Genomic DNA, 23,036 nt, shown 5'->3' on the forward strand with positions numbered 1-23,036 from the left:
CGATCCGGGCCGGGCCCGGCCGGGGGTGCGTGCGTACCCGCGGCGCCGTGCGTCATCGCCCGCGGCGGCGGGACTGCCAGACGGCGGCCGCGGCGAGGGCGATCACGGCCGCGATGCCCGCGACCAGCCCCGCGGAGGGGCCGGAGCCCCCGCCGGCGGGCGCCGCGTCGGCGTTCGCCGGACCGGAGGACGCCGTGGGGGAAGCCGCCGGGGCTTTGGACCCGGAGTCCTCGATCGGCTCGCCGCAGCCCGTCCTCGGATAGCCGGAGATCCCGCACAGCAGGGCCGCACCGTTGTAGCGCAGCGGCTTCGCCACCGCTGCCAGTGCCTCGGCGGCGGTGGCCTCCGGGGCGACCTGGACGCAGGCGGTGCGCGGGGCCTCCTGCGGTGGGCGCTCGCCGCCGGGCGCGTCCTCGGGGACCCCGAAGTCGACGACCAGGGCGACCCGCTTCCTGCCGTCGGCGGCGGCGGTGCCCGCGCAGACGGCCTCGAAGTCGGCGGCGGCGCGCGGCCGGGCCGCCTCGGCCGCCGCGTCCTTGCTGACCGAGAAACGGAAGCCGAGGACCGTGCCGTCCGCGGGCCGGGCCGTCGAGGGGCCCTGGGTGGCGTACGCCCAGTTGCCGCCCGCACCGTCCCAGAACGACCAGTAGCGGTAGCCCGCCGCGAGGGCGGGGGAGGCGGCGATCAGGGTCAGCAGCAGGCCCAGGAGCACGGCGGCCGCGGTGCGCGGACGGCGGATCACAGCTGGTTCTTCTTCCGGCGGCCGCTCAGCAGGATGCCGATGCCCATGCCGGCCGCGGCGCCCGCGCCGACGATCCACCAGATGTTCTGGTTGCCGGAACCGTTGCCGCCGTCGCTCTCGACCTTCTTCGGCTCGGTGTCGGCCGCCTGCGGGGCGGGGCCCGTGGCGTTCAGCGCGCCGACCAGGTCGGCGGAGCCGAAGGCCTTCGGGTCGGTGCCGGTGGCGTGTGCGACGAGGACCAGGGTGCCCAGCGCCGCCGGGTTGCCCTTGGACCAGTCGGCGGAGTTGTTCTTCAGCCACTCCAGCGCGCCCGCCGCCGCCTGCCGGTGGCCGGCCGCGGCCAGGGCGATCACGGCGTCGGCGGTGTTGCCGGTGTCGGCGGTGGGCTGGTCGGCGCCCGGGGTGACGGCCGTGAGGTGGCCGTCCTTCTTCAGGGCCTCGGCGAGGTGGCCGGCCGCGCCCTGCGCGGCGCCCGCCGGGTCGGTGGCGCCCGCCGGGCAGGGCAGCGCGGCGGCGGGGGTGTCCGTGGCGGCGGGGTCGACGACCGCGCCCTTGCCGAGACCGGCCAGCACGGCGGCGGCCGTGGCGTCGGCGTTGGCGGGGAGCTTGCCGTCGGCGGCCTGGTAGCCGAAGGCGCCGCGGTCGGCGGCCGGCTCGGCGGAGCAGCCCAGCTGGAAGGCGAGCAGGCCGTCGTAGGCGGACTTGCCCGCCTTCGACTTGACCTCGGCCGGCTTCTCGCCCGCCACCGCGAGCGCGCTGACCACGATCGAGGTGGAGCTGCCCTCGCTGGGGGAGCCCGGGACGTAGGCCCAGCCGCCGTCCTCGTTCTGGACGGACTTCAGCCAGTCCACGCCCTTCTTGACCGCCGCGTCCTTCCCGCCGATCGCCTTCAGCGCCTGCACGGCGATGGCGGTGGCGTTGGTGTCGAACACGGTCGTCGCGTCGCAGGCCTTGGAGGCGTCCGCGCGGAAGGAGGCGAAGCCGCCGTTCGCGCACTGCTGGCCGGTGAGCCAGTCCACGGCCTGCGCGGCGGGCTTCTCGCCCGCCGTCTGCTGGGCGAGCAGCGCGATCGACTGGCGCCACACGCCGTCGTACGTCGGGTCGGCCTTGCCGAACAGGCCCGAGGGGACGACCGGCGGCGCGGACGGGGAGGGCGGAGCGGTGTCGGCGAGGGCTGCGGGGGCGGCGCCCACGCAGAGCACGGCGGAGGCGGCGAGCGCGGCGGCGCTGCGGCGGACGTTCATGGCGGGGCGGGTGCCTCTCGTGCTGGGGAGTCGGAGGCAGGCACACGCGGGCACCGGGCTCCGGCTCCGTTTACCTCGACGGTGCCGGCCGCCGGAGGCCCCGGCGGCACGAGCCGCGCACCTCCCGTACGGGGCATTCCGGCTCCCCGTCCCGCGGAGCGGGTTGGGTCACGGTTGCGGGTCAGCGCCGGATTCGCACCGGCTTCCCCCCGTACTGAGGTGTGGACGACGGCCCCACTCTACCGGCCCGTAGCCCACCGGTCCGGGGGCGGCGGGCCCCGGCGCCCCTTACCGGGCGGTGCCCCGCGCCCCTCACAGCGCCCGGTACTCCACCGGCTCGGTACCCGGTACCGCTTCTGCGCGACCCTGCTTCACCAGGCGCCGCAGATGCGCCTCCGCTTCCGAGACGGCGATGTTCCGGGAGCCGTACGGGATCCGCTCCCACGGGCGGTTCCACTCCATCCGCTCAGCGAGCGCCCACGGGGTCAGCGGCTCGGCCAGCAGCCGCCACAGCCCGGTCAGCCGCTCCTCGTGGTGCTCCAGGAGCTCCCGTACGCGGGCGGGCGCGTCGGTGAAGGCGTGCTGGTGGGCCGGGAGCACCTCGGCGGGCTCCAGGCGGCCGATGCGTTCGAGGGAGTCGAGGTAGTCGCCGAGGGGATCGGTGACGCGGGTGTCCTCCGGGGCCTCGTAGAGGCCGATGTGCGGGGAGATCCCGGGCAGCAGGTGGTCGCCGGAGAAGAGCCGGCCGTTGCCGGGCAGGCGGGCCGGGTGCTCCTCCTCCAGGTGGAGGCAGACGTGGCCGGGGGTGTGGCCGGGGGTCCAGATCGCGCGGAGCCGGCGCCCGGCGAGCGGCAGCAGCTCGCCGGGGACGATCTCCCGGTCGGGGACGGCGGCCCGCAGCCCTGGCAGCGTCCGCAGCCGGCCGTTCGCCCGGGCCGCGCGGAGCGGGGCGATGTGCTCCTCGGGGGCTCCGGCGGCGGTCAGCTTCCCGCTCATGTAGTCGAACCAGACACCGGGCTCGGCGGAGCGGGTCCGCACGACCACCTCCGTGTCGGCGGCGTGCATGGCGATCCACGCCCCGGAGGCCTCCCGCACCTGCCCGGACAGCCCGTGGTGGTCGGGGTGGTGATGGGTGATGACCACCCCGTGCACGTCGGTGACGGCGAGTCCGAGCGCCCCGAGCCCGGCGGCGAGTGCGTCCCAGGAGGCGGGGTCGTCCCAGCCGGTGTCGATCAGGACGGGGCCGCGGTCGGTGTCGAGGACGTGGACGAGGGTGTGCCCGAGCGGGTTGTCGGGAATGGGGACCTTGACGCCCCAGACGCCTCCGCCGTGGTCGGTGACGTGCGGCTCGGCCTCTGGTGCGGCCTTCGGCGTGACCTCTGGCTTGGCCTCTGACATGAGGACTCCCTGGCTGGCTCACTGTGGATCGGTCGGGCGGTCGGGCGGTCGGGCGGTCGGGTGGTTGGCCGGTTGGCCGGTTGGCCGGTTGGACGGTCGGGCCCATTGGGCGCTGGATGAGAACGTGTTTCAGTAGTCGCCCAAGTCGACCATCTCCCCGGCTTTCTGACCAGTCCTCGGATCTTCGGAGCGGCCTCGTCCTGGCCGTGGACTCCTGGAACTAGAACTGGTATCAGTTCTGCGACACCGCGCGCAGCCTCAGGAGGCATCAGCCATGACCGAGCTCGTGGAACACGGACACCTGTTCATCGGCGGGGAATGGACCGAGCCGCTGGGCACCGACACCATCCGCGTCGTCTCCCCCCACACCGAGCAGGTCATCGGCAGCGTCCCGCACGCCTCCCGCGCCGATGTGGACCGGGCCGTCGCCGTCGCGCGCAAGGCCTTCGACGAGGGCCCCTGGCCCCGGCTCTCCCTGGACGAACGGATCGCCGTCGTCACCCGGATCAAGGACGCCATCGCCGTCCGGCACGAGGAGCTCGCCCGCTCCATCAGCTCCCAGAACGGCTCCCCGTACTCCTGGAGCGTCCTCGCCCAGGCCCTCGGCGCGATGATGGTCTACGACTCCGCCATCAAGGTCGCCGCCGACTACCCCTACGAGGAGCGCCGCCAGGGCGCGCTCGGGCCGATCCTCGTGCGCCGCGAGCCGGTCGGGGTCGTCGCCGCCGTCATCCCCTGGAACGTCCCGCAGTTCGTGGCCGCCGCCAAGCTCGCCCCGGCGCTGCTCACCGGTTCCGCGGTGATCCTCAAGCCGTCGCCGGAGGCCCCGCTCGACTCGTACATCCTGGCCGACATCGCGCGCGAGGCCGGTCTGCCGGAGGGCGTGCTCTCCGTCCTGCCCGCCGACCGGGAGGTCAGCGAGTACCTCGTCGGCCACCCCGGCGTCGACAAGGTCGCCTTCACCGGCTCCGTCGCGGCCGGCCGGCGGGTCATGGAGGTCGCCGCCCGCAACCTGACCCGGGTCACCCTCGAACTCGGCGGCAAGTCCGCCGCCGTGATCCTGCCCGACGCCGACCCGGCCGCCGCCGTCGCCGGGATCGTGCCCGCCGCCTGGATGAACAACGGGCAGGCCTGCGTGGCCCAGACCCGGATCCTCGCCCCGCGCAGCCGCTACGAGGAGTACGCCGACGCCTTCGCGGCGGCCGCCGGAGCCCTCGTCGTCGGCGACCCGCTGGACCCGGCGACCCAGCTCGGCCCGCTCGTCGCGCAGCGCCAGCAGCAGCGGTCCCTGGACTACATCCGGATCGGCCAGGAGGAGGGCGCGAAGATCCTCACCGGCGGCGGCCGCCCGGCCGGCCTGGAACGCGGCTGGTACGTCGAGCCCACCCTCTTCGGCGACGTCGACAACTCGATGCGGATCGCCCGCGAGGAGATCTTCGGGCCGGTCGTCTGCCTGATCCCGTACGGGGACGAGGAGGAGGCCCTGCGGGTGGCCAACGACTCGGAGTTCGGCCTCAGCGGCAGCATCTGGACCGCCGACGTCGAGCACGGCGTCGACTTCGCGCGCCGGGTGCGCACGGGCACCTTCAACGTGAACACCTTCAGCCTGGACATGCTGGGCCCGTTCGGCGGCTACAAGAACAGCGGCCTGGGGCGGGAGTTCGGGCCGGAGGGGCTGAGCGAATACCTGGAGCACAAGATGATCCACCTCCCGGCGGGTGCGTGATGGGGGACCGCTGGCAGATCGAGGTGGACCGGGGGGTCTGCATCGGCTCGGGCATGTGCGTGAACCACGCCCCGGAGGCCTTCGCCCTCGACTCGGCCCGCCAGTCCCACCCCCGCTCCCCGGAGACCGACGCCAACGAACCCGCCCTGACGGCCGCCGAGGGCTGCCCGGTGGAAGCCATCCTGATCACCCTCGCGGCAACGGGCGAACCGGTGTTCCCGCCGGAGGACTAGGGGGCGGGGGGCGGGGGGCTGAGGGCCGGGCCGCGCGGGGCGCGGGGGATGATCGCCCGCATGGGCAGAACGAAGTGGGCGGCCGGAGCGGCGGCCGGGGCGGTCGGGTTGGTCGGAGCGGGCGTCGCCGTGGTGGGCGGACTCCTGTGGTCCACGGCCGGGGACGACACCGACGACGGCTGGTTCCGGGTACGCGAGATCGGCCCGGCCGACGCCGGGGGAGGCCCCTCGCGCCCCTCGCGCCCTGAAGTGCAGGCCGGGCTGGCCGCCGCCGCCGCTGCGGCGGGCCTGACCCCGGGCACCCCCCACCCCGCGCAGGAGGGGTCCCTGACCGACTGCGTCGCCGACTGGACCGGCTCGGGCCCCGCCGACGCGACCCGGTGGCGGACGCTCGAAGCGGCCCTGACGGAACGCGGCTGGCGGGTCACGTCCCGCCGCGGCGGGCCGGCCCCCGGGACCTCCCTGGAGAACGGCTCCTGGAACCTGGTCGTCACCAACGGCGGTCTCCTGGACACCCTCTCCCTCGTGGCCCTGAGCGCCACCCCACCCTGCGAAGCGGCCTTCCGGCACGACGCGGAGACGCGGGGGGAGCGGGGGTAGGGGGGGTGCGTACGGGGGGCTTTGGGCGCTGGTCGGGGTCGGGGGTGGGCGGTGCGCCCTTGGTCCGGGTCTGGGGAGGGCTGGGGGCGTCCCGCCAGTCCACTGTCCTTCCGTGTCGGGCCGGTCCCTCAAGGGCGCTCCTTCGTCGCGTCGCTTCGCGATGGCCTTCGGCCACCCTTGACCGACCGTCCCGCCACGGAATGCCAAAGACTGTCGGGAAGCCCCCAGGGAAACGGCCAGGAGGAAACCGAGGGCCTGGGGGCCAGTCAGAGATGTACGACCCCTCCCCGTCTGGGCAGACCCGAGATACGGGCCCACATCCATCAGATCCCGGGCCGGGGGCCGCCAGACCACCCCAAACGGCGACCAGACCGCCCGGCCATGCCTTCGGGACGGCACACGCATCGGATCGCTACGCGCTTCTCCCGGCTTGGCGTCCGGCGGCCGTCTGGGGCTGGACATAGGCTGCCCAAGACGGTCGGTTGGCGGGCTTGTCGGGCGGCTGACGGCCGGCAGGCCATCACCCCCGCCCCCGAAGGGGCCTTTCGATGTCCCCGGGTGTCCTGTCGGACTCTGAGGACGACAAAGTCGTCCTCAGAGTCCGACAGGCAGCACCAGCGCCCCTCCGGAGCCCGCCCATCACCCCAAAAGGGGCAAACGGCCCGCGCTCGCGTGAGAGGTCGAGGCCCCCGGGCCGTGGGCGGCTTATGTCCAGCCCCGGACGGCCGGCGGACGCCATGCCGTGCGAAGCGCGTAGCGATCCGGTGCGTGTGGGGGCCGCCGGGCGGTCTGGTCACCGTTTCGTGCGGCCTGGACGCCCCGGGCCTTGGGCCGATGGTCCTGCGGGCCCGAGTGCGGGACTGGGCGGAGATGGCTCGCGCATCGCTGCGATGCCCGCCCCTCGAAGATCTCCCCGTGGACCGTTCTTTTGGGGGTTTCCCGGCAGTCTTTGGCATTCCGTGGCGGGACGGGCTGTCAAGGGTGGCCGAAGGCCATCGCGAAGCGACGCGACCGAAGGGAGCGCCCTTGACAGCCCGGCCCGACACGGAAGGACGATGAGACTGACGGGAAACCCCCAAACCCTCTCTGACACGGGCCGAGTCGAGTCCCGCCGCCCCCCGGCCCCGCCCAGCCCCCCGCCCCCTACGCTGCGATCAAGCCTTTTCCGGGGACGTCAGGTCGATCAGGCGGCAGACCGTTTCAATGTCGATCTTGACCTGGGCGATCGAGGCGCGGCCCGAGAGCCAGGTGATCAGGGCCGAGTGCCAGGTGTGCTCGATGACGCGGACCGCCGAGAGCTGTTCCGCCGTCGGCGGGGCGTCCAGGCCCATCGCGTCCAGGATGATGGCCGTGGTCAGCCGGGAGACCGTGTCGACCTCGGGGCTCACGCTGCGGTCGGCGAAGGTCAGGGCGCGGACCATGGCGTCGGCCAGGTGGGGTTCGCGCTGGAGGGCGCGGAAGGCGCGCATGAGGGTCTCCGCCACCCGCGCCGCCGGCTCGTCGCCCGCCGGGGGGCGTTTGCGCAGTGTCGTCTGCATGTGCTGGAGCTGGTCCTGCATGGTGGCCACCAGGAGGTGCACCTTGGAGGGGAAGTACCGGTACAGCGTGCCGAGGGCGACGCTGGAGGACTCCGCGACCTCGCGCATCTGCACGGCGTCGAAGCCGCCCCGGCTCGCCAGTTGTGCGCTGGCGTGCAGGATCCGGCGGCGGCGGGCCTCCTGGCGCTCCGTCAGGGGAGGGGACGCCGGCGTGGTCGCCGATGTGGTCGCCGCTGCCGCGACCGCCTTCGCTTCCGCTGTCATGTGTCCCGTTCCTGGCGTTCCGTGTCGTTGCGGGGGAGCTGATTCCGGGAGGGTCCGGGGCCAGCATCTCAGGCGTCCGAGCCGTGGCGCGAATCACCTGCTCCGCCTCTTACGGTGTGGTTTCCGGCCGGTAGATTCAATGGTCTTCGACGGATCAAGTCTGAAACTTGTTCTACATTATCCGAGCGGTTACGCTCCGGCGAAAGTGCAGGGAGAAGGGGGCCGAGAGTGACCGCAGAGGCCATGGTGACAAGCCCTTTCGCGGGTTCCGCCACCGACGGCGACCGCCCGTTGCGCATCGCACTCCTCACCTATAAGGGGAACCCGTTCTGCGGCGGCCAGGGCGTCTACGTCCGCCACCTCTCGCGCGAGCTCGTGAAGCTGGGTCACACCGTCGAGGTGATCGGCTCACAGCCCTACCCGGTGCTCGACACCGGCGCCACGCTCACCGAGCTGCCGAGCCTGGACCTGTACCGCAGCCCCGATCCCTTCCGCACTCCGAAGCGCGACGAGTACCGGGACTGGATCGACGCGCTGGAGGTCGCCACCATGTGGACCGGCGGCTTCCCCGAGCCGCTGACCTTCTCGCTCCGCGCCCGCCGCCACCTGCGTGCCCGCCGGGCCGAGTTCGACGTCATCCACGACAACCAGACCCTCGGCTACGGCCTGTTGGGGGACATCGGCGCACCCCTGGTGACGACCGTCCACCACCCCATCACCGTCGACCGCAAACTCGACCTCGCCGCCGCCAAGGACCGCAAGAAGCGCCTCTCCGTCCGCCGTTGGTACGCCTTCACGCGCATGCAGGGCCGCGTCGCCCGCCGGCTGTCCTCCGTGCTGACCGTCTCCGGCTCCTCCCGGCAGGAGATCGCCGAGCACCTCGGTGTGCGCGACGACCGCATCCACGTCGTGCACATCGGCGCCGACACCGACCTCTGGTCGCCGGACGCGTCCGTCGCGGAGGTGCCCGGACGGATCGTCACCACCTCCAGCGCCGACGTCCCGCTCAAGGGCCTCGTCCACCTCGTCGAGGCGCTCGCCAAGCTCCGCACCGAGCGCGCCGACGCCCACCTCGTCGTCGTCGGCAAGCGCGCCGAGAGCGGCCCGGTCGCCCGCGCGATCGAGAAGTACGACCTCCAGGACGCGGTCCGGTTCGTCAAGGGCATCACCGACGCCGAGCTCGTCGACCTGGTGCGCAGCGCCCAGGTCGCCTGCGTGCCCTCCCTCTACGAAGGCTTCTCGCTCCCGGCGGCCGAGGCCATGGCCACCGGCACGCCCCTGGTCGCGACCACCGGCGGGGCCATCCCCGAGGTGGCGGGGCCGGACGGCGAGACCTGTCTGGCCGTGCCGCCCGGTGACGCGGGGGCGCTGTCCGCCGCGCTGGGCCGGCTGCTGGGCGACGCGGACCTGCGCGCCCGCCTCGGAGCCGCCGGGCGGGAGCGGGTCCTGGCCCGGTTCACCTGGGCCAAGGCCGCCGAGGGCACGGTGCGGTACTACAGAGCCGCGATCGAGCAGGCCGCGGCCGTCCGCGCCGGCCGCGCGTCGCGGTGACCTGCCGCCCCCACCGCTTCCCCCCTCCCATCCGCACCACCTCTCACCCCCGCGACCGCGAAGGCAGGACCCCGTGCTGACCGTCGATTTCTCCCGGTTCCCGCTCGCCGCAGGCGACCGCGTACTCGACCTGGGCTGCGGCGCAGGCCGGCACGCCTTCGAGTGTTACCGGCGCGGCGCCCAGGTGGTCGCCGTCGACCGCAACGGCGAGGAGATCCGCGAGGTCGCCAAGTGGTTCGCCGCCATGAAGGAGGCCGGTGAGGCCCCGGCCGGGGCCACCGCCACCGCCATGGAGGGCGACGCCCTCGCCCTGCCCTTCCCCGACGATTCCTTCGACGTCGTCATCATCTCCGAGGTGATGGAGCACATCCCCGACGACAAGGGCGTCCTCGCCGAGATGGTGCGCGTGCTCAAGCCCGGAGGCCGCATCGCCATCACCGTGCCCCGCTACGGCCCGGAGAAGATCTGCTGGGCGCTGTCCGACGCCTACCACGAGGTAGAGGGCGGCCACATCCGCATCTACAAGGCGGACGAGCTGCTCGGCAAGATGGAGGCCGCGGGGCTCAAGCCGTACGGCACCCACCACGCGCACGGCCTGCACTCCCCGTACTGGTGGCTCAAGTGCGCCTTCGGCGTGGACAACGACAAGGCGCTCCCGGTCAAGGCTTACCACAAGCTGCTGGTCTGGGACATCATGAAGAAGCCGCTGGCGACCCGCCTCGCCGAGCAGGCGCTCAACCCGGTCATAGGCAAGAGCTTCGTGGCGTACGCGACCAAGCCGCACCTCCCCGTGGGCGCGGCCCAGTGACCTCGCCCGGCCGCACCGTGCCCGAGGTGCCCGAACACCTGGTCCTCGACGGGGTCCTGACGGCCGAGGAGGCCGCGGCCACCGTCGCCGGGATCCTGGCGGCGCAGCGCGCCGACGGGGCGATACCCTGGTTCCGGGGCCACCACCTCGACCCGTGGGACCACACCGAGGCCGCGATGGCCCTGGACGTGGCAGGCGAGCACGAGGCAGCGGAGCGCGCCTACGACTGGCTGGTGCGCCACCAGAACGAGGACGGCTCCTGGTACGCCGCCTACGCGGACCGCCCCGAGGGGGTGGACACCGCCGCGCCGCAGGACGCGAGCCGCGAGTCCAACTTCGTGGCGTACATAGCCGTCGGCGTGTGGCACCACTACCTCGCCACCGGCGACGACCCCTTCCTGGACCGGATGTGGCCGGCGGTCTACGCGGCCGTCGAGTTCGTCCTGGGCCTCCAGCAGCCGGGCGGCGAGATCGGCTGGAAGCGGGAGTCCGACGGCGGCGCCGTCACCGACGCCCTGCTCACCGGCTCCTCCTCCATCCACCAGGCCCTGCGCTGCGCCCTGGCGATCGCCGACCACCGCGGTGACCCGCAGCCCGACTGGGAGCTGGCGACGGGCGCGCTCGCGCACGCCGTGCGCCACCACCCGGAGCGGTTCCTGGACAAGTCGCACTACTCGATGGACTGGTACTACCCGGTGCTCGGCGGCGCGCTGTCGGGTGCGCGGGCGAAGGCGCGGATCGAGGCGCGCTGGGAGGAGTTCGTCGTCCCGGACCTGGGGGTGCGGTGCGTGCTGCCGAACCCGTGGGTGACGGGCGGGGAGTCCTGCGAGCTGGCGCTGACGCTCTGGGTGATGGGCGAGTCGGACCGGGCGCTGGAGATCCTGCGCTCGATCGGCCACCTGCGCGACGGGAACGGCATGTACTGGACGGGGTACGTCTTCGACGACCGGGCGGTGTGGCCGGTGGAGCAGACGACCTGGACGGCGGGCTCGCTGCTGCTCGCGGTGGCGGCGCTGGGCGGGGACGAGGCCACGGGAGAGGTGTTCGGGGGCCTCGCGCTGCCGCGCGGTCTGGAACCGGACTGCTGCCGCTGACCTCCGCCCGTCCCGGGCCACCGGAAGCGGCGGCCCGGGACGGGCTCGAAAGGGGCCCGGGAGGGGCGCGGGCCGGCTCCCGGCTCCCGGCTCAGCGCCGGGCGAGGCGGCCGGCCACGGCGTGGCCGGCGAAACCGTAGACGAGTGCGGCCAGCCCGTAGCCGACGACCACCTGTACCCAGGCGCGGTCGAAGGTGAACAGGTCGTAGGACCAGCCCGCGAGCCAGTCGGCGGCGTCGTGGACGAAGGAGACCAGGGCGTTGCCCTGGTTGGCGTCCAGCAGCCACAGGGCGATCCACAGGAGGATCAGGAGGGCGGCGGCGTCCGCCACCAGGACGATCGCCCTGGCCACCGGATTGCCGCCACGGGCGGTCGAGCGGGCATGTGCTCGGGTGTATGGGGACATGTCCCGCGTGTTGCCGCGCGGCCGCCGGGCAAACCCGAACGGGCCGCCCGAGTGGTGTGGCGGCCGGGCCGGGGTGAGGCTGCGGGGGACACCTCAGTCCCCGGAGGCAACCGTGCGCGTACCCACGACCGTCCGATTCCGCCGAGCCCTCACCGCGGTGGTCCTGTCCACCGCGCTGCTGGCCGGTGCCACCGCGTGCGGCGGCGGCAGCGACCAGGGCCGGGGGGAGGAGATCTCCTCGGCCGCCGCCACGGAGCTGGCCGTCCTCGCGGCCGCCGAGCCGGCGGCCGCCGAGCAGGACGAACTGGCCGCGGCGACGCCCTCGCCCAGTACCTCCGCCGAGAGGCAGAAGTTCGCGAAGACCCGCTTCGTGGCCAACGCGGGCCTCGCGGCCGGCGCGACGTACCAGTGGATCATCAAGCCGTACCAGGCGGGCAAGTTCAAGAAGGGTGCGAAGGGCCGTACCTTCGCGCTGATCAAGGCGGGTCTGGCCGGTGCCTTCGCCTACAACCGGCTCAAGGCGGCGTCCGAGAACGCCAAGGGCGACCCGCTGCTGTCGAAGGCGATGGTCCCGCTGACGGCGGGCATCGAGTCCCTGAAGGGCCTGGCGGGCAAGCTCCGCAAGGGCCAGGCCGGCGATGCGGACATCAGCTCCTTCCAGGACGTCATCAACGGCGTGAAGACGGCGGGCCAGAACTCGGGTGCCCCGGTGACCGACCAGGTCCCGAGCCTCTCCCAGCTGGGCGGATAGTCCCGCCGCGGACGAACGGGCACCCGCCCGCCGGACTCCGGCGGGCGGGTGCCCGGACGCGTCGCCGCGGTGGGGTCAGTTGAGGACGACGCTGTGCGAGGGCACGTAGTGGCCGCAGCGGGTGGCCTTCGTGAAGTCGCCGGTCGTCCAGGGGTTGCGCTTGACGTGTTCGAGCACGGCCTGGCCCGTGTCCTGGCCGAAGACGCCGTCGATCTGCAGTTCACGGGTGGCCCAGGTGCGGTTGGACAGCTCCTGGAGCCTCCTGACGCCGAGCTCGGTCTGGGGGCCGAACTTGCCGTCCTCCAGGAGGTGCAGGTTGGTGTAGGCGTTCACGAAGAACTGGACGCACTGGACCGACCGACCGGCCGGGGTTGGGGTAGCCGTACCCGACGTTGGGGATGCCGGGGTCGGCGACGGCGGATCCTATCGGTCTGGCCTGAACTCTACTGACCGCCAAGCCGGTTGGCCGCCCGCCCCCGGATGCCGCCCTAGCCGTTCAGCTCCGCCAGCACCCGCAGGGTGTGCGGGTCGGGGGCGGTCACCAGGAGGTCGGTGACGGGCCCCTTGCGCCAGAGTTCGAGCCGTTCCGCGATCCGTTCGCGCGGCCCGACCAGTGAGATCTCGTCGGCGAACGCGTCCGGGACGGCGAGCACCGCCTCCTCGCGCCGCCCCGCGAGGAACAGCTCCTGGACGCGGTGGGCCTCCTCCTCGTAGCCCATCCGCGCCATGAGGTCGGCGTGGAAGTTGCGGGCCGCGTGGCCCATGCCCCCGATGTAGAAGCCGAGCATCGCCTTGACGGGGAGCAGCCCGGCGGCGACGTCCTCGCAGACCGCGGCGCGGGCCATCGGGGCGATCATGAACCCCGCGGGCAGGTCGGCCAGCGAGGCCCGGTAGACGTCGGTGCGGGTGGGCGACCAGTACAGGGGCAGCCAGCCGTCCGCGATCCGGGTGGTCTGGGCGATGTTCTTCGGCCCCTCCGCCCCCAGCAGCAGCGGCAGGTCCGCGCGCAGCGGGTGGGTGATGGGCTTGAGGGGCTTGCCGAGGCCGGTGCCGTCCTCGCCGCGGTACGGGTGGTGGTGGAAGCGGCCGTCGAGGGCGACGGGGGCCTCGCGGCGCAGCACCTGACGGACGACGTCGACGTACTCCCGGGTCGCGGTGAGCGGGCTCGCCGGGAAGGGGCGCCCGTACCAGCCCTCCACCACCTGCGGTCCGGACAGGCCCAGGCCCAGCATCATCCGGCCGCCGGAGAGATGGTCGAGGGTGAGGGCGTGCATGGCGGTCGCGGTGGGGGTGCGGGCGGCCATCTGGGCGATGGCGGTGCCGAGGCGGATCCGGGAGGTGTGCGCGGCGATCCAGGTGAGGGGGGTGAAGGCGTCGGAGCCCCAGGCCTCGGCGGTCCACACCGAGTCGTAGCCGAGGCGTTCCGCCTCGGTGGCGAGGTCGAGGTGGGCCGGGCTGGGCCCGCGGCCCCAGTAGCCGAGTGCGAGTCCGAGGCGCATGGGGGTCCCTCCGAGAGGCCGTTGGCCCATATCTGACGCTGCGTCAGGTGACTGTAGGGCAAGCGGCTCCCGCCGGGAAGGGCGAAGGCCCCCCGCTCGTGGGGGCGGGGGGCCTTCGGTGCGGGGGTCAGCCCCGCTGGATGTTCGAGGTGTCGTTCAGGACGCCGCGGCGGCCGTCCTGGGTCTGGGCGATCAGGGACGAGGGGCCCCGCTGGTCGACGGCCAGGTACCAGGTGCCCGGCGCGAGCTCCGCGATCGGGGCGGGGGAGCCGTCCTCGCCGAAGAGGGGACGGGCCTCCGGCACCGCGAACCAGAACGGCGCGAACGCCGCCGCGGCCGGCTGCGACGGGGACTGCTGCTGCGGGGGCTGCTGCCCCGCGTCCTGCGGGCCCGGCGCGGGCGCGGCCGGGCCGCCTCCGTAGGGCGGGACGGGCTGCGGGGTGGACCCGTACGGGCTCTGCTGCTGCGGGCCGCCCGGGTAGCCGTACCCGCTGCCCGGCTGCTGCGCGTGGCCGCCGTAGGGCGCGGGGGCGACGGGTCCGGGCTCCGGGACGAGCGGTCCCGCGAGCGCGGGGATCTTCGAACCGGCGAGGGTCACGCCCGCCAGGGCCAGCGTCGCCAGGAAGGCGAGGATGCAGCCGGGGCCCAGGTCGAGGCGGGTCGGGGTGACGATCAGCGACCACAGGGCGTTCCAGACGGCCGCCACCGCCAGCACCGCGCCCCAGGCCGTCAGCGGCAGCCCGCCCAGCTTGCGGCCCTCGGGCTGGAAGCGCGCACCGATCAGCAGGCCCGCCGCGACGAACCCGGTCAGGAAGACCGTCGGGAGGACCAGCCCGTAGGAGTCCGTGTCCCACGCGCTCGGCATGTCCACGTTGGTGGCGGAGTAGAAGTCGAGGAACGAGGCGATGAACAGCAGCACCGCTGCTCCGATCACCACGCCGTCGCCTCGTGTGAGGGAGCGGATGTTCACGTCTCTGATGTCCTTCTCGGTCTCGGTCGTCTCGTGGCGCCGCGGTCGCGTGGGCGGACCGGGGCTGAGCGGGGGCGGCGGCACCATGGTACGGAGTCTCCCGCGGCCGAGAGGATCGGGGCGGGGGGACGCCCCGTCAGGGGCTTCCCCCCGGGGTTACCCCCCGAGGAATCCGACGATGCCGTCCGCGATGCCCTGTGCCGCCTTCTGCCGCCACTCCGGACTCGTCAGCTGCGCCGCGTCCTTGCTGTCACGCATGTTGCCGCATTCGATGAACACCTTGGGCCGGGTCGACAGATTGAGACCGCCCAGATCGTCGCGGACGACCAATCCGGTGCCGGAGCCCAGGTAGTTGGCGGGGGCGGAGCCGGTGGTCCGGGAGAAGTTGCTGCCGATGCGTTCGCCCAGCTGGCGGGAGGGTCCGACGATCGCGGCGGTGTCGGCGCCGCCCGCCTTGACCTTGGCCGGGAGGATGACGTGGTAGCCGCGGTTGCCCGCGGAGACGCCGTCCGCGTGGACGGACACGACGGCGTCGGCGCGGGCCTCGTTGCCGATCCGCGCGCGCTCGTCGATGCAGGGGCCCCAGGGGCGGGCGGTGCCGGCCTCGTGGGTGAGCACCACCTTCAGTCCGCGGCCCTCCAGGAGGGTGCGCAGCCGCCGGGACACGTCCATGCTGAACTCGGCTTCCATGTAACCCGAGTTGGTGGTGGTGCCGGTGGTGTCGCATTCCTTGCGGTTGGTGCCGATGTCCACCTGGCGGTCGATCTCGTCGGTGTGCTGGAAGTTCCCGGTGTTGTGCCCGGGGTCGATGACGACCGTCTTGCCCGCGAGGGGCCCCTTGGCCGGAGCGGGTGCCGCCGCCGTACCGGAGGCGGACGCGGAGGCCGCCGCGGGCGCGGGTGCCGCCGCGCCGCCCTGCGCGCCCGGGGAGGTGCTGGACTTCGCGTCGGCCGCCGCCGCGTGCGATGCCGGGTGCGGGGCGGGGCCGGGCCGCGGGCCGTCCGTCCCCGCCAGGGTCTGGGTCAGGACCCAGCCCGCGAGGACGGTCGGGGCGAGCACCGCGACCGCCACCGCGAGGGTGGAGCGGCGCGCGTACCAGCGCCGGTCGGGGCTGATGGAGTCGCGGGACTCGGGGGCCGGGGAACTGTCGTCGTAGCGCACCTCGCGATGCTAGAACGCCCGACCGGCACCCGTACGGACCCTGCTCCATCCGGGGGCGTGGTGCGATCAGCCCTTTGTATGCCGGGATCGCCGGGGCGCTCCCGGACCGGCCCCGCGCGCCGCCCTTCGATTCGTTACCGAACCACAATGCGGAGGCCCTTCCGATATTGATAGATTTGTGATACTATGCGCAAAATGGCCGGTAGTGTCTCTGTGCATGACAAGCAATGGACAGCCGAGCCGGACGGCGCTCATGGCGGCCGCGGCGCGCGCGGCGCACCTCCTCGTCGACGACGGCCCCCCGATCTTCGCCGACACCCTGGCGCACACCTTCCTGGGGCAGGACGCCGAGGAGCTCCTCGGATACCACCGGTCCTACGGTGCCCACCCCGTTCTGGCCGGCGCGCGGACGACCGCCGTCACACGAGGCCGCTACACGGAGGACCGGCTGGCCGAGCTGGCCCACCGGGGCGTCGACCAGTACGTGATCCTCGGCGCGGGGCTGGACTCCTTCGCCTACCGGTCGGAACTCGCCGCCCGTGTCGCGGTGTTCGAGGTCGACCTGCCCGCCACCCAGGAGTGGAAGCGGGCACTGCTGGCTGCGACGGGGACCGAGGTCCCCCCGTCCGCGGCCTTCGTCCCCTTCGACTTCGCACAGGAGCCCGCACACGCGCTGGCCGGCCACCTCGCGAGGGCCGGCTTCGACCCGCGCCGGCCCGCCCTGGTCAGCTGGCTGGGCGTGACGATGTACCTCACCCGGGAGGCGGTCGGGCAGACGCTGGCCGCCATCAGCGGCTTCCCGCCCGGCACCGAACTCGTCATGGAGCACCTCCTGCCGGCCGGACTGCGCGATGAAGCGGGGCAGTCGTACGCGGAAGCGGTCATGGCGGCGGCGGCCGCGCAGGGCGAGCCCTGGAGGACGTTCCTGAGCGTCGAGCAGGCGGACGCCCTCCTGCGCGAGCACCGGCTGAACCCGGTCGAGTACGTCCGGCAGCGCGAGATCATGGACCCGGCGGGGCGGGAACGCACCGACGCGCTCCGCCCGTTCGGTCTGTCGGTGCTTGCCCGGGCGAGCGTTCCCGCCCGGCCGTGACAGCGCGCACCCACGCATCCCCGCCGGCCGGGGACCTGAACGAACTGCCCGCGAAGAACGGAGCTACAGGCCGGCCCCGGTACGGCGCAGGACGCGCAGGGAGTCCGTGACGGACACCTCCTCGAAGGCGCCCGAGGCCAGCGCGCGCAGGTAGATCCGGTACGGGGCCTGCCCGCCGTCGGCCGGGTCGGGGAACACGTCGTGGATCACCAGCGTCCCGCCCACCGCCAGGTGCGGGACCCAGCCCTCGTAGTCGCCGGTCGCGTGCTCGTCGGTGTGGCCGCCGTCGATGAACACGAACCCGAGCGGGCCGCCCCAGGCCGCCGCGACCTGCGGCGAGCGGCCGACCAGGGCGATGACGTGCTCCTCCAGCCCCGCCTTGTGCAGGGTGCGGCGGAAGGTCGGGAGGGTGTCCATCAGACCGACCTCCGGGTCCACCACCGTCGGGTCGTGGTACTCCCAGCCCGGCTGCTGCTCCTCGCTGCCCCGGTGGTGGTCGACGGTGAGCGCGGGCACGCCCGCCTCGCGTGCGGCGTCGGCCAGCAGGATGGTCGAGCGCCCGCAGTACGTGCCGACCTCCAGCAGCGGCAGCCCGAGCCCGGCCGCGTCGGTGGCCGCCGCGTACAGCGCGAGGCCCTCGCCCACGGGCATGAACCCCTTGGCGGCCTCGAAGGCGGCCAGGGTCTGCGGCTTGGGGGTGGCCATGTCGTTCCTCCTGCTGAGCTGCGAGTGAGTGCCGGGCCATGCTGCCCTACCGTCGGGTAGGGCGCTACGGGCGGGGGCCGCCGGCCCCGTCCGGAAGGGCCCGGGCGGCCCGGCGGCTCCGAGGCCCCGCGCGCTCAGGAGCCTCGGGGGCTTCCGGCGCCTCAGCGGCCGAAGAGCCGGGACAGGCCGCCGCCCAGGTCCGAGATCCGGTCCTCGCGCAGCGCCCGCCGGAAGTCGTCGCGGGTCTCCGTCACCTCGCGGGTCAGCCAGTGGGTGTTGCCGGCCGTCAGGTGGAGCCGGTGCAGCAGCGCCTTCAGGTGCGGGAGCGCGCGGCCCGGTTCCCCCGCCTCCCCGACGCTGCGCAGCACCCGGTACGCGGTCTGCGGGTCGCCGCGTTCCGCCATCGCCGCGAGGTCGGGGTACAGCCGCAGGTACAGGGGCGCGGCGGTGACGAAGTCGCCGAGCAGCCAGGCGTCGTGCGCCAGCCGCCGCCGTACGTCGAGCAGCACCGGGCTGTCGGCGGGCAGCCGCCGCTCCAGGTCGGGCAGGAGCGGCGCCAGCCAGCCGCGCTCGGCGTGCGCCTGCGCGGCGGTCTCGGAGCCCCACCGCCCGTCGCGGACCGCGTCACCGCGCTGGAGCGCCCCGGCCAGGTGGTAGCGGGCGGACAGCGTGACGGGGTCGTCGGCGCCCAGGACCCGGCCCGCCTGCTCGATGATCTCGCGCAGCTCGGCCTCGTGGCGGCGGCCGTCGCCCGGCCCGTAGGCCGCGGCCTCGCCGACGTGGGCGGCACGCGCCGCGATGGTGTCGGGATGCTCCAGGCCGAGCACCCGCACCATCCGCGGCAGGATGCGCTCCAGGTCGGTGGGGGAGTGCCCGCGCACGGTCATGGCCCGGTGGTAGGAGGCCCGCACCGTCAGCGCGTCCTGGGCGCCCAGCTCCTCCGTCAGGTCGGCGACCAGCATGTCCAGCCGTACCACCCGGTCGGCCGGGGCGTCGTCGAGCACCTGCGTCAGCCGCCGCTGGAACATCGACCGGACGGGGTCCCCGGCGGCCGTGTGCACGGTCGGGGAATAGGAGGGCGGGGGCGGGGGCGGGGGCGGGGATGATGCGACGGGGACGGACGCGGCGGGCGTGGCTGGGGCGGGAGTGATGGCCGGGGCGGAGGGGGCGGCGGCGTCCCGGGCGATCCCGGCGAGTCTGCCGCTCACTTCCCGGGCGTCGGCCGGCCGCTCGTGCGGGTCCTTCGCGAGCAGTGCCAGCACCAGGGCGTCCAGCGCGGCCGGGATCCCCTCGCGCAGCGAACCGGGCGCGGGCGGCGCGGTCGTCAGGTGGTGCGCGAGCAGCTCGTGCATCTCGCGGGCGGGGAAGGGCCGACGGCCGGTCAGCAGTTCCGTCAGCACGCAGCCGAGGGCGTACAGATCGGCCCGCCCGTCGACGGGGACCCCGTTCGCCCCGCCGGTCCAGCGCTCCGGCGCCATGTAGGGGAACGATCCGATGATCATCCCGGTGGCCGTCAGCTCCGTCCCGGGGGCGCCCGAGGACTTGGCGATCCCGAAGTCGAGGACCTTGACCACGCCGCTCTCGGTGACCATCACATTGGCCGGCTTGACGTCCCGGTGGACGATCCCGGCGTCATGCGCGGCCCCGAGCGCGTCCGCGATCCGCGCGGCCCACTCCAGGGCGTCCGGCAGGTCCGGCACCCCGGAGTCCAGGACCTCGGCGAGGCTGCGGCCCTGGAGCAGCTCCATGACCAGGAACACGGCGTCGCGCCCGGCCCGTTCGGTACGGCCGAAGTCGTGGATGGTGGCGATGTTGGGGTGCGCCAGGTTTCCGGCGAGGCTCGCCTCGCGCTCGAACCGGCGCGTCTCCTCCGGCGTCTGCGGATATCCGATCTTCACCGCGACCCAGCGGCCCACCCGGGAGTCCTTGGCCCGCCAGACCTCACCGAAGCCGCCCCGGCCGAGCAACTCGTCCAGCTCGTAACGCTCTTCGATGATCTCCCGCACGCCTTCTCGGCCCCCGTCGCCCCTTGATCGTCCACTCGCAGGGGCATTATCTCCGGGCGGGGGAGGGCGGGGCCGGTTCCCCGTCGTCATCCGTCATCCGTCGCACTCGAACCACACCGTCTTCCCGGCCTGCCGGGGCAGCACGCCCCAGCGGTCGGTGACCGCCTGCACCAGCCGCAGCCCCCGCCCTGCCTCGGCGAGGGGATCGCCGCCCGGCGTCATGCGCGGGGGCGCGGGGCACTTGTCGGTCACCTCCACCCGCAGCCCGCCCGGCCTGCGCTGGATCAGCACCGAGCAGCCCCGGTCGGGCACGTGCCGCACGACGTTGGCGACCAGCTCCGTCAGCGCGAGCCCGGCGCCGTCGGCCACCCCGTCGAGGCCCCAGCGGACGAGGAACCACCGGAGGATCCGCCGCATGTGCCCGGCGGAGTGCTCACTGACGGTGAAGCCCATGCGGTAGGTGTCGCCAATTTCCGTGCTGGGGTACCCAGTTGCGTGATTCATGCCATCAGGTTGGGGTCGCGCGGTTACGCTCGGCTACAGACCGAACTGAACGCCGTACGGCGTGAACTTGGGGGTGACCGCCTCATGGTCAACATCCGCAATCTCGACCCCAGCGCCTCGCCGCTGGACTACTACGGCTCCGAACTTCGCCGCCTGCGGGAGGAAGCCGACCTGAAGCAAGAGGACTTGGGCGCCATCGTCTTCTGCACGGGGTCCCTGATCGGGCAGATCGAGACGGCCCGGAAGGTCCCGACCCGCGACTTCTCGGAGCGGATCGACGCGGCGCTGGGGACGGACGGGGCCTTCTCCCGGCTGGTGGGGCTGGTGCTGAGGAGCCAGCTGCCGACGTGGTTCCAGGCGTACGCGGAGATGGAGGCGAAGGCGGCGTACATCTCGACGTTCCAGGCGCAGCTGGTGTACGGGCTGCTGCAGACGCCGGAGTACGCGCGGGCGGTGCTGGGTGTGCGGACGGAAGGGGATCTCGACGCCAAAGTGGCGGCCCGCATGGAGCGGCAGCGCATCATGGACCGCGAGAACCCGCCACTGATGTGGGTCGTACTGAGCGAGGCCGTGCTGCATCAGGAAATCGGTGGCCGAGAGGTCATGCGGAACCAACTCGCTCACTTGTTGGCCCTGGAAGGGCGGGAGTGGGTGGAGGTCCAGATCCTGCCCTTCGATGCGGGCGCCCATGTGGGACTGGACGGTACGTTCACCCTTCTGCGGTTCGACGACGACCCGGACATCGTCTACACCGAGGACTTCGTCCAGGGCCATATGACGGCCAATCCGCAAGCCCTCAGGGAGGGTTGTCTCCGTTACGATCACCTCCAGGCCGCCGCTCTCTCCGTGGAGGACTCGGCGGCGCTGATCGCCCGCGTAATGGAGGAGCGTTATGGACACCAAGCAGAACCTGACGGGCGCGCGGTGGCGTAAGTCCTCGTACAGCGGCACCACTGGTGGTGAATGCGTAGAAGTCGCCGCCCAGCCCTGCCTCATCGCCGTCCGGGACTCCAAGAACCCCGAAGGCCCCGCTTTCACCGTCAGCCCCGCCGCCTTCGCGGCGTTCGTGCGCGGGCTCTGAGCGTTCAGAGCACGAGCGCGAGGAAGCCCAGTACGTACGCGGCGGCGAAGATCGGCGGGACCCACTGTTCGACCTGGGTCAGCGGCAGGTACGTGCGCCAGTCGCGGCCATGACCCAGGACGGACCACTCCGCCTCCGAGTAGACGAAGGCGGGGAGCTTCTTCTCCAGTGCGCCGATCACCGCGTATTTCGCCGCGTTGAGCTGCCGGTAGGACCGCATCATCACGAACCAGGTGAAGCACTGGGTCAACAGGATGAGCAGCCCGGCTAACGGGGCCAGGATCGACACGCCCTGCCAGGTGTCTCCGTCCAGGGCCGCCGCGGTGGCCACCGCGGCGGTGTTGACGGACAGGAAGAACGTGTTGGCGAGGCTGCGCCGGCCGCTGACCCGGTCGGCCATCTCGACGTAGGTCTTGTACTGCTCCAGTATCGCGGCCTGGTACTTCTCGCCCGTGTCCGCGTAGGACGCCGCGCTGACGTTCCGGTTCCAGAGCTTGTCATCGATGTTGTCCATGCGGACCAGGGTTCCCGATGGGTGCCGCCCGCGTCAGGCCCTTTGGCCGTCCCGGACCGGCAGCTCCGACAAGGGGCCGATGACCGGCTCCAGCTCGCGGGTCAGCAGGCGGCGCACGGTCTTGAACCAGCGCACGCGCGGGACGACCGGCTCGAACGGGATGAAGGTCGCGCCCCAGTGCTGGTCGAAGGAGATGATCCCCTTGAGCGGCAAGTCCCACTTCTCCTCCCTGATTCTCCTCCTGCGAGGGCGTGGCCCCGGCCAGTCCGGCAGTGTGGGCATCGGCGGCCACCCCGGGGCCGGCGTGGCGGTCGTCGGGCGGCCGGAGCGGGCGCTGTACTCGCGGGCGGCGGCCGTGCGGAAGATGTCGTAGACCTCGGGGCCGGAGTAGATCAGCAGGACCAGACGGGTCGGCGGGAGGGTGCGCAGGGCTTCGGTGAACTCCCAGAGCGTGCCCGGGCCGGGCGCGGCGGACAGGGCCACCACGTGGGCGCCCCGGATCAGCTCGCTGACCGTGCCTTGCCAGTCGTCGAGCGGGAGATAGCCGCGTTCCGCACCGAGCAGGGGCAGCCGCTCGCCCGGCTGTCCGATGGCCACGACCCGGCCGAGGCGGGCGAACTGGCGGACCAGGAAGTGCTCCTCCGTCAGCCAGGGCAGCTCGTAGGGCGAACGGAACAACCAGCCGGGGGCCTCGTCCGGAGTTCTGGACATCCGGTCGTCGAGGAGGAAGGGACGCAGGTAGAGGACGTACGACACGTCGCGGAGCTGGGCGAACGAGGTGATGACCGGCGCCAGGTGTTGCTTGCCCCGGAGGCGGAGACGGGACCCGTAGGCGTAGGCCAGCCCGCCGGAGCCCAGGACGGCCACCGTGATCGCTATCCGCACCCACAGGGGCAGCCGCTCGGTGTCGGGGTCCGCATCGGATATGAGCGCCCGGAACAGCCCGCTGCCGCTGAAGGCCGCGATCAGTCCCACCGTGCGCAGCGTCAGTCCCGTGCCCAGCAGCAGGCGCCCCCGGGACCCGCTCTGGGCGGCCGCCCCGTTCGGTAACTGTTCCACCGGTTGTGCGTCCCTGCCCATGCCGTTCCCCGTTCAGCGGAATTGACGGATCTGTAGGATCCCCTCCCGTACCGGGCGAGGGGTAGGGG

General features: G+C 73.2%; 24 protein-coding genes, 1 pseudogene and 1 riboswitch. Of the genes and pseudogenes, 10 read left to right on the plus strand and 15 right to left on the minus strand.

Features of this window, described 5'->3' with window-relative positions; genetic code table 11:
• Positions 1-52 precede the first annotated feature (52 nt).
• The 4 genes and pseudogenes from OG295_RS23895 to OG295_RS23910 form a co-directional block, all read right to left on the minus strand.
• Positions 53-739 (minus strand): SCO2322 family protein, encoded by a 687-nt coding sequence (locus OG295_RS23895; RefSeq protein WP_371681287.1) that lies wholly within the window; start codon positions 737-739, stop codon positions 53-55.
• Entirely contained in the window at positions 739-1,986 is a 1,248-nt protein-coding gene (locus tag OG295_RS23900) for a prenyltransferase/squalene oxidase repeat-containing protein (RefSeq protein ID WP_371678710.1), read from the minus strand. The genes OG295_RS23895 and OG295_RS23900 overlap by 1 nt, the downstream gene beginning before the upstream one ends.
• Before the next feature lie 131 nt (positions 1,987-2,117).
• A riboswitch (cobalamin riboswitch) is annotated at positions 2,118-2,195 on the minus strand.
• Between the two features lie 103 nt (positions 2,196-2,298).
• Positions 2,299-3,384: an MBL fold metallo-hydrolase gene (locus OG295_RS23905; RefSeq protein ID WP_371678711.1), complete on the minus strand. Its 1,086-nt coding sequence runs from the start codon at positions 3,382-3,384 to the stop codon at positions 2,299-2,301.
• Positions 3,385-3,402: 18 nt separating this feature from the next.
• Positions 3,403-3,474: pseudogene (locus OG295_RS23910) on the minus strand (hypothetical protein); the annotation flags it as partial.
• A gap of 184 nt (positions 3,475-3,658) precedes the next feature.
• Between OG295_RS23910 and OG295_RS23915 the strand changes: the two are divergent.
• From OG295_RS23915 to OG295_RS23925, 3 genes are read left to right on the plus strand one after another with little or no spacing between them, the layout of a single operon-like run.
• Positions 3,659-5,110, plus strand: a complete 1,452-nt coding sequence (locus tag OG295_RS23915; RefSeq protein ID WP_371678712.1) for an aldehyde dehydrogenase — start codon at positions 3,659-3,661, stop codon at positions 5,108-5,110.
• Positions 5,110-5,343 carry a ferredoxin gene (locus OG295_RS23920; protein ID WP_371678713.1) on the plus strand — a complete coding sequence of 78 codons (234 nt, stop codon included), beginning with the start codon at positions 5,110-5,112 and terminating at the stop codon, positions 5,341-5,343. Before OG295_RS23915 ends, OG295_RS23920 begins: the two co-directional genes overlap by 1 nt.
• A 60-nt stretch (positions 5,344-5,403) precedes the next feature.
• Positions 5,404-5,943: a hypothetical protein gene (locus OG295_RS23925; protein ID WP_371678714.1), complete on the plus strand. Its 540-nt coding sequence runs from the start codon at positions 5,404-5,406 to the stop codon at positions 5,941-5,943.
• A gap of 1,154 nt (positions 5,944-7,097) precedes the next feature.
• Here the strand turns inward: OG295_RS23925 and OG295_RS23930 are convergent.
• A complete protein-coding gene (locus OG295_RS23930) occupies positions 7,098-7,745 on the minus strand; it encodes a TetR family transcriptional regulator (protein WP_371678715.1) in 648 nt (215 codons plus the stop codon).
• 228 nt (positions 7,746-7,973) lie between these two features.
• Here OG295_RS23930 and OG295_RS23935 point away from each other — a divergent pair, with 228 nt between their 5' ends.
• The 3 genes from OG295_RS23935 (at position 7,974) to OG295_RS23945 (ending at position 11,198) form a co-directional block, all read left to right on the plus strand.
• On the plus strand, positions 7,974-9,296 hold the full coding sequence (locus OG295_RS23935) for a glycosyltransferase family 4 protein (protein WP_371678716.1): 1,323 nt from the start codon (positions 7,974-7,976) through the stop codon (positions 9,294-9,296).
• A gap of 73 nt (positions 9,297-9,369) precedes the next feature.
• The gene (locus tag OG295_RS23940; protein ID WP_266838794.1) at positions 9,370-10,104 is read left to right on the plus strand and encodes a class I SAM-dependent methyltransferase; all 735 of its coding nucleotides are present in this window, start codon (positions 9,370-9,372) and stop codon (positions 10,102-10,104) included.
• Positions 10,101-11,198 carry a prenyltransferase/squalene oxidase repeat-containing protein gene (locus tag OG295_RS23945; RefSeq protein WP_371678717.1) on the plus strand — a complete coding sequence of 366 codons (1,098 nt, stop codon included), beginning with the start codon at positions 10,101-10,103 and terminating at the stop codon, positions 11,196-11,198. Before OG295_RS23940 ends, OG295_RS23945 begins: the two co-directional genes overlap by 4 nt.
• Before the next feature lie 91 nt (positions 11,199-11,289).
• Here the strand turns inward: OG295_RS23945 and OG295_RS23950 are convergent, their stop codons facing one another.
• Positions 11,290-11,604 carry a hypothetical protein gene (locus tag OG295_RS23950; protein WP_371678718.1) on the minus strand — a complete coding sequence of 105 codons (315 nt, stop codon included), beginning with the start codon at positions 11,602-11,604 and terminating at the stop codon, positions 11,290-11,292.
• A gap of 112 nt (positions 11,605-11,716) precedes the next feature.
• Here OG295_RS23950 and OG295_RS23955 point away from each other — a divergent pair, with 112 nt between their 5' ends.
• Complete coding sequence (locus tag OG295_RS23955; protein WP_371678719.1) at positions 11,717-12,355, plus strand: hypothetical protein; 639 nt, start codon at positions 11,717-11,719, stop codon at positions 12,353-12,355.
• A 75-nt stretch (positions 12,356-12,430) separates the two neighbouring features.
• Here OG295_RS23955 and OG295_RS23960 read toward each other — a convergent pair whose 3' ends face one another.
• From OG295_RS23960 to OG295_RS23975, 4 genes are all read right to left on the minus strand, one after another.
• Positions 12,431-12,688: a peptidoglycan-binding protein gene (locus tag OG295_RS23960; protein WP_371678720.1), complete on the minus strand. Its 258-nt coding sequence runs from the start codon at positions 12,686-12,688 to the stop codon at positions 12,431-12,433.
• A 155-nt stretch (positions 12,689-12,843) separates the two neighbouring features.
• Positions 12,844-13,854: an LLM class F420-dependent oxidoreductase gene (locus tag OG295_RS23965; protein WP_371678721.1), complete on the minus strand. Its 1,011-nt coding sequence runs from the start codon at positions 13,852-13,854 to the stop codon at positions 12,844-12,846.
• 127 nt (positions 13,855-13,981) lie between these two features.
• Positions 13,982-14,824, minus strand: coding sequence for a hypothetical protein (locus tag OG295_RS23970; protein ID WP_371681288.1), 843 nt, complete (start codon positions 14,822-14,824; stop codon positions 13,982-13,984).
• Positions 14,825-14,980: 156 nt separating this feature from the next.
• A complete protein-coding gene (locus OG295_RS23975; RefSeq protein ID WP_371678723.1) occupies positions 14,981-15,985 on the minus strand; it encodes an N-acetylmuramoyl-L-alanine amidase in 1,005 nt (334 codons plus the stop codon).
• Positions 15,986-16,202: 217 nt separating this feature from the next.
• Between OG295_RS23975 and OG295_RS23980 the strand changes: the two genes are divergently transcribed.
• Positions 16,203-17,078 carry a class I SAM-dependent methyltransferase gene (locus tag OG295_RS23980; protein ID WP_371678725.1) on the plus strand — a complete coding sequence of 292 codons (876 nt, stop codon included), beginning with the start codon at positions 16,203-16,205 and terminating at the stop codon, positions 17,076-17,078.
• Between the two features lie 63 nt (positions 17,079-17,141).
• On the opposite strand, the gene OG295_RS23985 is transcribed toward OG295_RS23980, so the two are convergent.
• The 3 genes from OG295_RS23985 to OG295_RS23995 all read right to left on the minus strand — a co-directional run bounded on the left by OG295_RS23985 (position 17,142) and on the right by OG295_RS23995 (position 20,293).
• Positions 17,142-17,783: a class I SAM-dependent methyltransferase gene (locus tag OG295_RS23985; RefSeq protein WP_371678726.1), complete on the minus strand. Its 642-nt coding sequence runs from the start codon at positions 17,781-17,783 to the stop codon at positions 17,142-17,144.
• A 161-nt stretch (positions 17,784-17,944) separates the two neighbouring features.
• Positions 17,945-19,789, minus strand: coding sequence for a protein kinase (locus OG295_RS23990; protein WP_371678728.1), 1,845 nt, complete (start codon positions 19,787-19,789; stop codon positions 17,945-17,947).
• Between the two features lie 93 nt (positions 19,790-19,882).
• Complete coding sequence (locus OG295_RS23995) at positions 19,883-20,293, minus strand: ATP-binding protein (protein ID WP_371678730.1); 411 nt, start codon at positions 20,291-20,293, stop codon at positions 19,883-19,885.
• An 84-nt stretch (positions 20,294-20,377) separates the two neighbouring features.
• Here OG295_RS23995 and OG295_RS24000 point away from each other — a divergent pair, with 84 nt between their 5' ends.
• Both OG295_RS24000 and OG295_RS24005 read left to right on the plus strand, forming a co-directional pair.
• Entirely contained in the window at positions 20,378-21,226 is an 849-nt protein-coding gene (locus OG295_RS24000) for a helix-turn-helix domain-containing protein (protein ID WP_371678731.1), read from the plus strand.
• Positions 21,186-21,374 (plus strand): DUF397 domain-containing protein, encoded by a 189-nt coding sequence (locus OG295_RS24005; protein ID WP_371678732.1) that lies wholly within the window; start codon positions 21,186-21,188, stop codon positions 21,372-21,374. Before OG295_RS24000 ends, OG295_RS24005 begins: the two co-directional genes overlap by 41 nt.
• A 4-nt stretch (positions 21,375-21,378) precedes the next feature.
• On the opposite strand, the gene OG295_RS24010 is transcribed toward OG295_RS24005, so the two are convergent.
• Both OG295_RS24010 and OG295_RS24015 read right to left on the minus strand, forming a co-directional pair.
• Positions 21,379-21,888 carry a hypothetical protein gene (locus tag OG295_RS24010; protein ID WP_371678733.1) on the minus strand — a complete coding sequence of 170 codons (510 nt, stop codon included), beginning with the start codon at positions 21,886-21,888 and terminating at the stop codon, positions 21,379-21,381.
• 33 nt (positions 21,889-21,921) lie between these two features.
• Positions 21,922-22,947: a hypothetical protein gene (locus OG295_RS24015; protein ID WP_371678734.1), complete on the minus strand. Its 1,026-nt coding sequence runs from the start codon at positions 22,945-22,947 to the stop codon at positions 21,922-21,924.
• Between the last annotated feature and the right edge of the window lie 89 nt (positions 22,948-23,036).

Source organism: Streptomyces sp. NBC_01276 (assembly GCF_041435355.1).
Classification (GTDB): Bacteria; Actinomycetota; Actinomycetes; order Streptomycetales; family Streptomycetaceae; genus Streptomyces.

Coding starts and splice junctions, on each gene's coding strand:
- OG295_RS23950 (WP_371678718.1), bottom strand. CDS start 11,604: ATGTCCCCATACACCCGAGCACATGCCCGCTCGACCGCCCGTGGCGGC.
- OG295_RS24005 (WP_371678732.1), top strand. CDS start 21,186: ATGGACACCAAGCAGAACCTGACGGGCGCGCGGTGGCGTAAGTCCTCG.
- OG295_RS23900 (WP_371678710.1), bottom strand. CDS start 1,986: ATGAACGTCCGCCGCAGCGCCGCCGCGCTCGCCGCCTCCGCCGTGCTC.
- OG295_RS23930 (WP_371678715.1), bottom strand. CDS start 7,745: ATGACAGCGGAAGCGAAGGCGGTCGCGGCAGCGGCGACCACATCGGCG.
- OG295_RS23995 (WP_371678730.1), bottom strand. CDS start 20,293: ATGAATCACGCAACTGGGTACCCCAGCACGGAAATTGGCGACACCTAC.
- OG295_RS23985 (WP_371678726.1), bottom strand. CDS start 17,783: ATGGCCACCCCCAAGCCGCAGACCCTGGCCGCCTTCGAGGCCGCCAAG.
- OG295_RS24000 (WP_371678731.1), top strand. CDS start 20,378: ATGGTCAACATCCGCAATCTCGACCCCAGCGCCTCGCCGCTGGACTAC.
- OG295_RS23965 (WP_371678721.1), bottom strand. CDS start 13,854: ATGCGCCTCGGACTCGCACTCGGCTACTGGGGCCGCGGGCCCAGCCCG.
- OG295_RS23925 (WP_371678714.1), top strand. CDS start 5,404: ATGGGCAGAACGAAGTGGGCGGCCGGAGCGGCGGCCGGGGCGGTCGGG.
- OG295_RS23980 (WP_371678725.1), top strand. CDS start 16,203: ATGACAAGCAATGGACAGCCGAGCCGGACGGCGCTCATGGCGGCCGCG.
- OG295_RS23920 (WP_371678713.1), top strand. CDS start 5,110: ATGGGGGACCGCTGGCAGATCGAGGTGGACCGGGGGGTCTGCATCGGC.
- OG295_RS23905 (WP_371678711.1), bottom strand. CDS start 3,384: ATGTCAGAGGCCAAGCCAGAGGTCACGCCGAAGGCCGCACCAGAGGCC.
- OG295_RS23915 (WP_371678712.1), top strand. CDS start 3,659: ATGACCGAGCTCGTGGAACACGGACACCTGTTCATCGGCGGGGAATGG.
- OG295_RS24010 (WP_371678733.1), bottom strand. CDS start 21,888: ATGGACAACATCGATGACAAGCTCTGGAACCGGAACGTCAGCGCGGCG.